Below are 7121 nucleotides of genomic sequence, written 5' to 3'. Positions count from 1 at the left end.
AAATTGCACATTAAGAGGTTGTCGAACTGATCCGGGCTGTACTCAAAATTGCGCAGTTCGTCGATATCAAACAGATTGCAGCCACCGCGCTCGGCGTCCAGAATCGTCACGATCTGCCGCCAGATTTTGTCCTCGCCGGTGAAGCCGGGACAGAGGCGTTTATGCGTAATATCAATATCGACCTGATCCGCTTTAGTGCGCCGTTTATTAAAGGCGTCGCCAGTCCAGAACGGATACGCCTGATGCGTAATCGACGATGGTGTCGAGAAGTAGGTTTTGCGCCACTGCTTATGCAGCGCCATGCCAGACGCCACCTTGTTCAACTCAGCAAAGTTATGCGTCCAGAAAAACTCATCAAAATAAAAATTACCGTGATAGCCCTGCGCCGTGCGCGCATTGGTCCCCAGAAAATATAAATGCGCACCATTCGGCAGAATGATCGGATCGCCAGTTAATTCGACATTCGCCGCCTCCCGCGCAAACTGGATGATGTACTGCTTAAACACATGCGCCTGCGCTTTCGAGGCCGACAAAAAAATCTGATTACGCCCGGTCTCAATCGCATCCGCCAGCGCCTCCCGCGCAAAATACCAGGTCGCCCCGATCTGGCGTGATTTCAAAATCACCCGCGTGCGCTGATGTCCATTCCGATGCCAGACCTTCTGATAATCAAACAACGAATCCTGAAACGCATCAAGCAACTGGATACGCTGCTCGTCACTGAATTCATTGCGTGACGGTTTCTTTTTCGGCCCCGCGTTTCGATTCGCCAGCTTAGGATTCAGATCGACCTCATTCCCGCCCGGCGCTTCATAGCGGCGCACGCGGGCGGTCTGTACCACTTGCCGCATCAGCAAATCGATCTCTTTAAAATCGCCACCGGTTTTAAGGTCTTTGCCGATCAATTGCACCAGCCGCGCATCCAGCGCCGCCTCGACCTTTTCCAGCACCGGCGCGGTGTCCCAGCCGTCGCGCTGCTTCCAGCTTTCCACGGTCGAGCGCTTCAATTTCAGATAGTTGGCAACAGAAGAAATCCGCCAACCTTGCCAATACAAAAATTTAGCGACACGGCGCGGGTCAGCGGTTTGATCCGTTGGATGATCAACTTCAGCAAGTGGGAGGGGGGATGTTTCAGACATGCCGCAAGCGTAGAGCCCACGCGCGCGCAACGCTTGCAGCAGAAAGCCAGTAAGCCCGATAGCAACCCTCTGCGCGTTGAATCGTCAGGCGCTGTCGTTGACCATTGCGCTATTCCGAACCCGACCCCGACCCCGACCCTTCGCCCAGCCGAAAGCGCACACCATGACTACTACATCGAAATTTTTCCGCGTCGCCATCGAAGGTGCAACTACCGACGGACGTGAGATCACCCGCCAGCAAATTGCGCAAATGGCAAAATCCTTTAATCCGGAAAAATACGGCGCACGTATCTGGATGGAGCATATCCGCAGCGCGCTGCCCGATAGTCCGTTCCGTGCCTACGGTGATGTCACCGCCATCAAGGCCGAAGAGATTGTGCTCGACGGTGCTACCAAGCTCGCATTGTTCGCTCAGATCGACCCGACGCCCTCGCTGATTGCGATGAACAAAGAGCGCCAAAAAATCTATACCAGCATCGAAATAAAACCTAATTTTGCAGGCACTAACGAAGCCTATCTGGTCGGCCTCGGCGTCACCGATAGCCCGGCCAGCCTCGGTACCAACATGCTCACATTCGCCTCCACCAGCATGCTTAATCCGTTCGCAGCACGCAAACAGCATGCCGACAACGTCTTCTCTGAAGCCGTCGAAGTAACACTGGAATTTGAAGAGATCATCGAGCCAGAGCCGCAAGAAAGTAAATTCTCCAGCACCGTTAAAAACATTCTGAAACGCTTCTCGCAAAAGGAAAGCGGCGACTCCGCCCAATTCGCAGACATCAAAGAAGCGCTCGAAGCCGTAGCTAGCCACGTGAGCGGAACGTCCGAAAAATTCGCCCATGATTTCGCCGCTGCACAACAACGCATCGACAAGTTAGAAGCCGATCTGCGCACCTCTACAACCGCCTTTTCGGCCTTCCAGGAACAGATGGAGAAGCAGGATGGCAACCCGTCAGTACGACCACCGGCCACCGGCGGCAACGGCATGGAGCAGACCGAGTTCTAAAGCACACGCCGATCCAGCCATTCCCCATTTGCAATCATCCAGGAGCATCGAACATGAAAAAACCTACCCGCATCGCCTTTGACAACTACACCGTCCGCCTGCAACAACTCAACGACACCGCCAGTGCCGCCGCCACCTTTTCGGTCGCCCCCAGCATCCAGCAAAAGCTGGAAACCAAAATGCAGGAGTCCAGCGAATTCCTCAGCAAAATCAACATCATCGGCGTCACAGAACAAGAAGGCGAAAAGCTCGGCCTCGGCATCTCTGGCCCCGTCGCCAGTCGTACCGACACCGCCAACAAAGACCGCGAAACTCGCGATCTGAGTACGCTAGACGGCCATAAATACCGCTGCGAAAAAACCAATTTCGACACCCATATTCGCTATGTGACGCTAGATGCATGGGCTAAATTTCCCGACTTTCAAAGCCGCATCGCCAACGCCATTCTGACGCGTCAGGCGCTGGACCGGATGGTCATCGGTTTTAACGGTGTCAGCATCGCCGCCGACACCGATATCGCCAAGCATCCAATGCTGCAAGATGTGAATATCGGCTGGCTGGAACACATGCGCCGTCAAGCACCGGAACGCGTCATGAAAGAAGGTAATACGCCCGGCAAAATCATGGTCGGCACTGGCGGCGATTACGTCAATCTGGACGCCGCAGTCTATGACGCAATTAACCTGCTCGACCCTTGGTACCAGAAAGATAATGGCTTAGTCGCCATCGTCGGACGCACGCTGATGCACGACAAATACTTCCCGTTAATCAATACCAATCAAGCACCGACCGAAACCCTCGCCGCCGACATCGTCATCAGCCAGAAGCGCCTCGGTGGCCTGCAAGCGATCAGCGTCCCGTACTTTCCCGATAACGCGATTCTGATTACACGCTTCGATAATCTCTCGATCTACTGGCAAGAATCGGCACGCCGTCGCCGCGTAGAAGACAACGTCAAGCGCGACCGCATCGAGAACTACGAATCGTCGAATGACGCCTACGTGATCGAAGACTTCGGCCTCGGTGCTTTGATCGAAAACATTGAGTTGGTTAAAGAAGCCGCAGCGAAAGCATAACCATGTCCAACCTTTCCCCCGCTTTGCGGCACAAAGCCCGTACGCTGGCCGCGAAAGCCGCCGCCAGCACAGCAGAAGGCCAACTCACCGGCGGCAGCGCCTACGAGCTGATGCTCTACAAACTCGCCGATGATCGCCGCCGCCTCAAACAGATCCAGTCCGTCAAACAAAAGATCGCCCTCAAGGCAGAAATGCTACCGGACTATCAAGACTGGATCGCCGGGGTCTTAAGCGCGGGGAAAGGCGGACAGGACGACGTCCTCACCACCTTGCTGGTCTGGTACATCGACGTCGGCGAATATGCCCGCGCCGTGCAAGTAGCCGATTACGCCATCACCCACAAACTCACGTTGCCCGACCAGTACAACCGCGACATCCCGACTCTGCTCATGGATGAGTTCGCCGAAGCCACACTTTCCGGCACCATGAGCGCCGAGACAGGCCGCACGATCTTGCCAGCCGTGATTGCCCTTACCGACAACCGCGACGCCCCCGATCAGGCCCGCGCCAAACTCCACAAAGCGCTGGCTTATTCACTGCTCGGTAAAAACGTCACCGCCGACAACAACTTCGACGATCTCGATCAAAGCGTCATGCAGCAAGCCTTACCGCACCTTGAGCGCGCCCTCGCATTAGACAGTCGGGTCGGCGTCAAAAAAGACATAGAACGCCTGACCCTGCGCCTTAAAAAAGCAGCCAAGGTCAAGCCGTAAAACCGCGCACCCAACGGCGCACGGCGGCGCGGGTCGATCAGGCGCGGAGTAATCCAATCCCTGTGACACCCGCCCACCGCCGTCTTATTAGAAAGATGCCATGAGCTTCATCGCCACCGCAGCACCAACAGCCACCAGTCCCGGGACACCCGACCCGGCCATCGTCGATAACGACGGCTGGTTCCCGAATATTGATCTGCACCACATGCGCGACGCCATGCGGCTAGACGGCACGGTCACCACCCCGCGCTTAATTCAGGCCGTCGCCGAAGCGATCCTGCATGTCAACGCCGAACTCGATCAATGGCAAGACCAACAGCTAGACGCCGGTTACATCGCGCTCGAAGCCATCCCTGCTAAAAAGGTCAACCGCGAAAGCAAGCTAGTCATCCACTACCGCGGCGCCGTCTACAGCACCGCCAAAGCTGATCTCTTGGAAAAGTACCGCGACTACGACAGCACCGCCTCATCGGCCACCGACAAAAAAGCCATCGACTATCTCGACAATGCCCCCGGTGAACAACGCCGCAATGCGCACTGGGCAATTGCTGACATCTTGCAACGCCAGCACCTGACCGTTGAGCTGATTTGATGTTAGTCCGCGCCCGACAACACGACACGCTAGACCTGCTCTGCTGGCGACATCTGGGTGCGACCGCCAACGTCGTCGAAGCCGCGCTGGAACTCAACCCCGGACTAGCCGACCTCGGCCCCATCATTGCGCACGGTCGGCTCATCAGATTGCCAGCGCTTGCAGCGTCGCCCACCAACAGCACCCAGACCATCCATCTCTGGGACTAATCAGCGATGAATCAGCGATGAATAAGCGATAACCCCCAGCGAGAAAAAATATGGCCGAACCCAGCACCACCTCCCTCATCTCCGCCGCTGCCGCAGGCATAGGCTTGTCATCGGTCTTTCCGGGGATAGACGGCAACGCCCTGATCGGTGCTTTCGCCGGGGCCGCATTAGTCGCGATGTCCAGCAAGAATCTGCGCGTATTGCAGCGGCTGGCTTATATGCTGATTTCATTAGCCATCGGCTACCTCGCGGCCCCGGAAGTCATCAACAACACCGCGCTGAAACAAACCGGCGTGGCGGCGTTCTTCGCCTCTGCCGCGGTCATCGCATTGACCCTGCATGGCATCGATCTGATCAAAACTATTGCGCTGCCGGACTGGCTGCGTAAGGGTGAACATAAGGGAGAACATAAGGGTAAATATAAGGGAGACCCCCATGATTAATCTGGTACATCAATCCATTACCGCCATCGCCTTAATCTGTTACGCCGCGACCTGCATGCAACTGCTCTGCTATCGGCGTGGGCTGGCAAATTACCGCATCGACCTTTCCTCCATAGCGTGGTTGCTGATTGCGCTCACGGGGAGCTGTGCGATAGAAATCCTGCTCGGGAACACGCACGTCTCACTGGCACAAACCGGCATCGCATTTACCTTGTGCGTGTTAGTGCGTCGCGCAAAAGGAAATGTCGCCAATATTCTGAGGGAGACTTATTTATGAAACCATTGAAATCATTGACTGCACACTTCACGTTGGAAGAATTAGTCCATAGCAACACCGCCCGCACACTGGGCATTGACAACACACCACCCCCCGACATTAGCGCTAACCTGCGCCGTCTGGCACGCTTCGATGAATTGGTCCGGTTAGAACTAGACGGTGCTGCCATGAGCATTTCCAGCGGTTACCGCTGTCCCGTCCTCAATCGTGCGGTCGGCGGCGCAAGCAACAGCGCCCATCTGCACGGCCTCGCCAACGACTTTATCGCCCCCGCGTTCGGCACACCGATGGCGATCTGTCAGAAACTCGATCAGTCGTATCTGCAATTCGATCAACTGATTTATGAACGCGCCGGGACCAAAGTCTGGGTACATCTCGGTATTGCGGCCGAAGGGGTCAAGCCCCGCCGCCAGGTACTGACCATCGACGGCAAAGGCACACGCATCGGGCTATGGAAATGATCACTAAAATATTCACCTCCACACTAATCATCGGCATCCTTGGCGCCACGCTCTACCTGCAAAACACCCACCTGATCGCAGCAAAAGAACGTGCAGATCGCGCCGAAAAACAGTCTGTCGAAAGCGCAAGCATCATCCACACGCTGAAAGAATCAGACGCTAAAAACAGAAAGGCGCTGGGCACCTTGCAAGCCCAACGCGCCAGCATCACCGCCACGCTCTCCCAACGCGAACAACAAATCAAAACACTCCACCATGAAAATATCGCTATCCGTCATTGGGCCGAGTCTGCTCTGCCTGACGCTATTGCCCGGCTGCGCCAACGTCCCGCCACCACCGGCGCAGAGGCTTATCGTCAACGCCTGTCCGCCAGTGACGCCCTGCATCCTGCCAGCAAGCGCGCCGACAACTAACGGCGCGCTCAACCTGATGTTGGAACGCACCGAAGCCGCATGGGCCGAGTGCGCCGCGCAAATCGACATGATCCACACCTGCCAACAAGAGGCTGATTATGAAAAAACCCGACAGCCTTAGAGCGCACCTCGCCGCAGCCAATCCCGACCTGACACAGAACCCCGACAAGCTCCATGTCTTCGTCGACGAAGGCCAGATCGTAGCTAGCGGTACAGGCTCGCTCTCGTTTGAATACCGCTACAAACTCAACCTGATCATCACCGATTACAGCGCCGACCAAAACGCCCTGATGGTCACGCTACTGGCCTGGATCGCAGTCCATCAAAGCGATTTGCTCACCAACCCTGAGTTACGCAAAACCGGCATACGCTTCGAAGTCGATTTTAATAATCACGAAAGCGCTGATCTCTCGCTGATCATCGATCTCACCGAACGCATCATCGTCACCCAAGCCGAACAAGGCCGTCTGCATATCAAAAGCCGTCCTGAGTCGCAGCCGACACCAGACTATGACCATCCGTTCTGGACCCTGTACGACGGCGACAACCTCCTCGCCGAATGGGCCACACCCGGTGCGGCATCAGCATGAGTGATGATTTATCTTCGCTAGAAGAATGGGCAGGTGCGCTACTCGCCAAACTCACGCCATCCCAACGGCTAGGCGTCAATCGTAAAGTCGCGCAAGACCTGCGCCGTAGTCAAACGCAACGGATCGCCAGTCAGCGCGACCCGGACGGCAACGCTTACGCGGCACGCAAACAGCGCAAAAAAATGCGCGGCAAACAAGGCCG

At 56.1% G+C, this 7121-nt stretch carries 13 protein-coding genes; 12 read left to right on the top strand and 1 reads right to left on the bottom strand.

What is annotated here, in order from left to right; genetic code table 11:
* A partial coding sequence (locus tag ACVBEF_RS19775) for a terminase large subunit domain-containing protein (protein ID WP_447125631.1) occupies positions 1–1139 on the bottom strand: 1139 nt, incomplete at its 3' end.
* 163 nt (positions 1140–1302) lie between these two features.
* On the opposite strand from ACVBEF_RS19775, the gene ACVBEF_RS19770 reads away from it, so the two are divergent.
* The 12 genes from ACVBEF_RS19770 to ACVBEF_RS19715 form a co-directional block, all read left to right on the top strand.
* Positions 1303–2145, top strand: a complete 843-nt coding sequence (locus ACVBEF_RS19770; RefSeq protein ID WP_447125630.1) for a GPO family capsid scaffolding protein — start codon at positions 1303–1305, stop codon at positions 2143–2145.
* A 53-nt stretch (positions 2146–2198) separates the two neighbouring features.
* Positions 2199–3221: a phage major capsid protein, P2 family gene (locus tag ACVBEF_RS19765; protein WP_447125629.1), complete on the top strand. Its 1023-nt coding sequence runs from the start codon at positions 2199–2201 to the stop codon at positions 3219–3221.
* Positions 3222–3223: 2 nt separating this feature from the next.
* The gene (gene gpM / locus ACVBEF_RS19760) at positions 3224–3934 is read left to right on the top strand and encodes a phage terminase small subunit (RefSeq protein WP_447125628.1); all 711 of its coding nucleotides are present in this window, start codon (positions 3224–3226) and stop codon (positions 3932–3934) included.
* Between the two features lie 100 nt (positions 3935–4034).
* Positions 4035–4526, top strand: a complete 492-nt coding sequence (locus ACVBEF_RS19755; RefSeq protein WP_447125627.1) for a head completion/stabilization protein — start codon at positions 4035–4037, stop codon at positions 4524–4526.
* Positions 4526–4735 (top strand): tail protein X, encoded by a 210-nt coding sequence (locus ACVBEF_RS19750; RefSeq protein ID WP_447125626.1) that lies wholly within the window; start codon positions 4526–4528, stop codon positions 4733–4735. Before ACVBEF_RS19755 ends, ACVBEF_RS19750 begins: the two co-directional genes overlap by 1 nt.
* A gap of 50 nt (positions 4736–4785) precedes the next feature.
* Complete coding sequence (locus ACVBEF_RS19745; protein ID WP_447125625.1) at positions 4786–5178, top strand: putative holin; 393 nt, start codon at positions 4786–4788, stop codon at positions 5176–5178.
* Complete coding sequence (locus tag ACVBEF_RS19740) at positions 5171–5455, top strand: phage holin family protein (RefSeq protein WP_447125624.1); 285 nt, start codon at positions 5171–5173, stop codon at positions 5453–5455. The genes ACVBEF_RS19745 and ACVBEF_RS19740 overlap by 8 nt, the downstream gene beginning before the upstream one ends.
* The gene (locus ACVBEF_RS19735) at positions 5452–5916 is read left to right on the top strand and encodes a D-Ala-D-Ala carboxypeptidase family metallohydrolase (RefSeq protein WP_447125623.1); all 465 of its coding nucleotides are present in this window, start codon (positions 5452–5454) and stop codon (positions 5914–5916) included. The genes ACVBEF_RS19740 and ACVBEF_RS19735 overlap by 4 nt, the downstream gene beginning before the upstream one ends.
* Positions 5913–6329, top strand: a complete 417-nt coding sequence (gene lysB, locus ACVBEF_RS19730; protein WP_447125622.1) for an Rz-like lysis system protein LysB — start codon at positions 5913–5915, stop codon at positions 6327–6329. The genes ACVBEF_RS19735 and lysB overlap by 4 nt, the downstream gene beginning before the upstream one ends.
* The gene (lysC, locus tag ACVBEF_RS19725) at positions 6223–6450 is read left to right on the top strand and encodes an Rz1-like lysis system protein LysC (protein WP_447122109.1); all 228 of its coding nucleotides are present in this window, start codon (positions 6223–6225) and stop codon (positions 6448–6450) included. Before lysB ends, lysC begins: the two co-directional genes overlap by 107 nt.
* Positions 6428–6919 (top strand): phage tail protein, encoded by a 492-nt coding sequence (locus ACVBEF_RS19720; protein ID WP_447125621.1) that lies wholly within the window; start codon positions 6428–6430, stop codon positions 6917–6919. Before lysC ends, ACVBEF_RS19720 begins: the two co-directional genes overlap by 23 nt.
* Positions 6916–7121, top strand: a 206-nt coding sequence (locus ACVBEF_RS19715) for a phage virion morphogenesis protein (protein WP_447125620.1), incomplete at its 3' end; no start/stop codon positions are given. The genes ACVBEF_RS19720 and ACVBEF_RS19715, both read left to right, overlap by 4 nt.

Source organism: Glaciimonas sp. GG7 (assembly GCF_052976905.1).
This window is presented reverse-complemented; position numbering and strand designations above follow the sequence as displayed.

Bases quoted from the DNA above. Each gene is read 5' to 3' on its own strand.
- ACVBEF_RS19720 (WP_447125621.1), top strand. From the start codon at position 6,428: ATGAAAAAACCCGACAGCCTTAGAGCGCACCTCGCCGCAGCCAATCCC.
- gpM (WP_447125628.1), top strand. From the start codon at position 3,224: ATGTCCAACCTTTCCCCCGCTTTGCGGCACAAAGCCCGTACGCTGGCC.
- ACVBEF_RS19740 (WP_447125624.1), top strand. From the start codon at position 5,171: ATGATTAATCTGGTACATCAATCCATTACCGCCATCGCCTTAATCTGT.
- ACVBEF_RS19750 (WP_447125626.1), top strand. From the start codon at position 4,526: ATGTTAGTCCGCGCCCGACAACACGACACGCTAGACCTGCTCTGCTGG.
- ACVBEF_RS19745 (WP_447125625.1), top strand. From the start codon at position 4,786: ATGGCCGAACCCAGCACCACCTCCCTCATCTCCGCCGCTGCCGCAGGC.
- ACVBEF_RS19755 (WP_447125627.1), top strand. From the start codon at position 4,035: ATGAGCTTCATCGCCACCGCAGCACCAACAGCCACCAGTCCCGGGACA.
- lysB (WP_447125622.1), top strand. From the start codon at position 5,913: ATGATCACTAAAATATTCACCTCCACACTAATCATCGGCATCCTTGGC.
- ACVBEF_RS19770 (WP_447125630.1), top strand. From the start codon at position 1,303: ATGACTACTACATCGAAATTTTTCCGCGTCGCCATCGAAGGTGCAACT.
- ACVBEF_RS19735 (WP_447125623.1), top strand. From the start codon at position 5,452: ATGAAACCATTGAAATCATTGACTGCACACTTCACGTTGGAAGAATTA.
- ACVBEF_RS19765 (WP_447125629.1), top strand. From the start codon at position 2,199: ATGAAAAAACCTACCCGCATCGCCTTTGACAACTACACCGTCCGCCTG.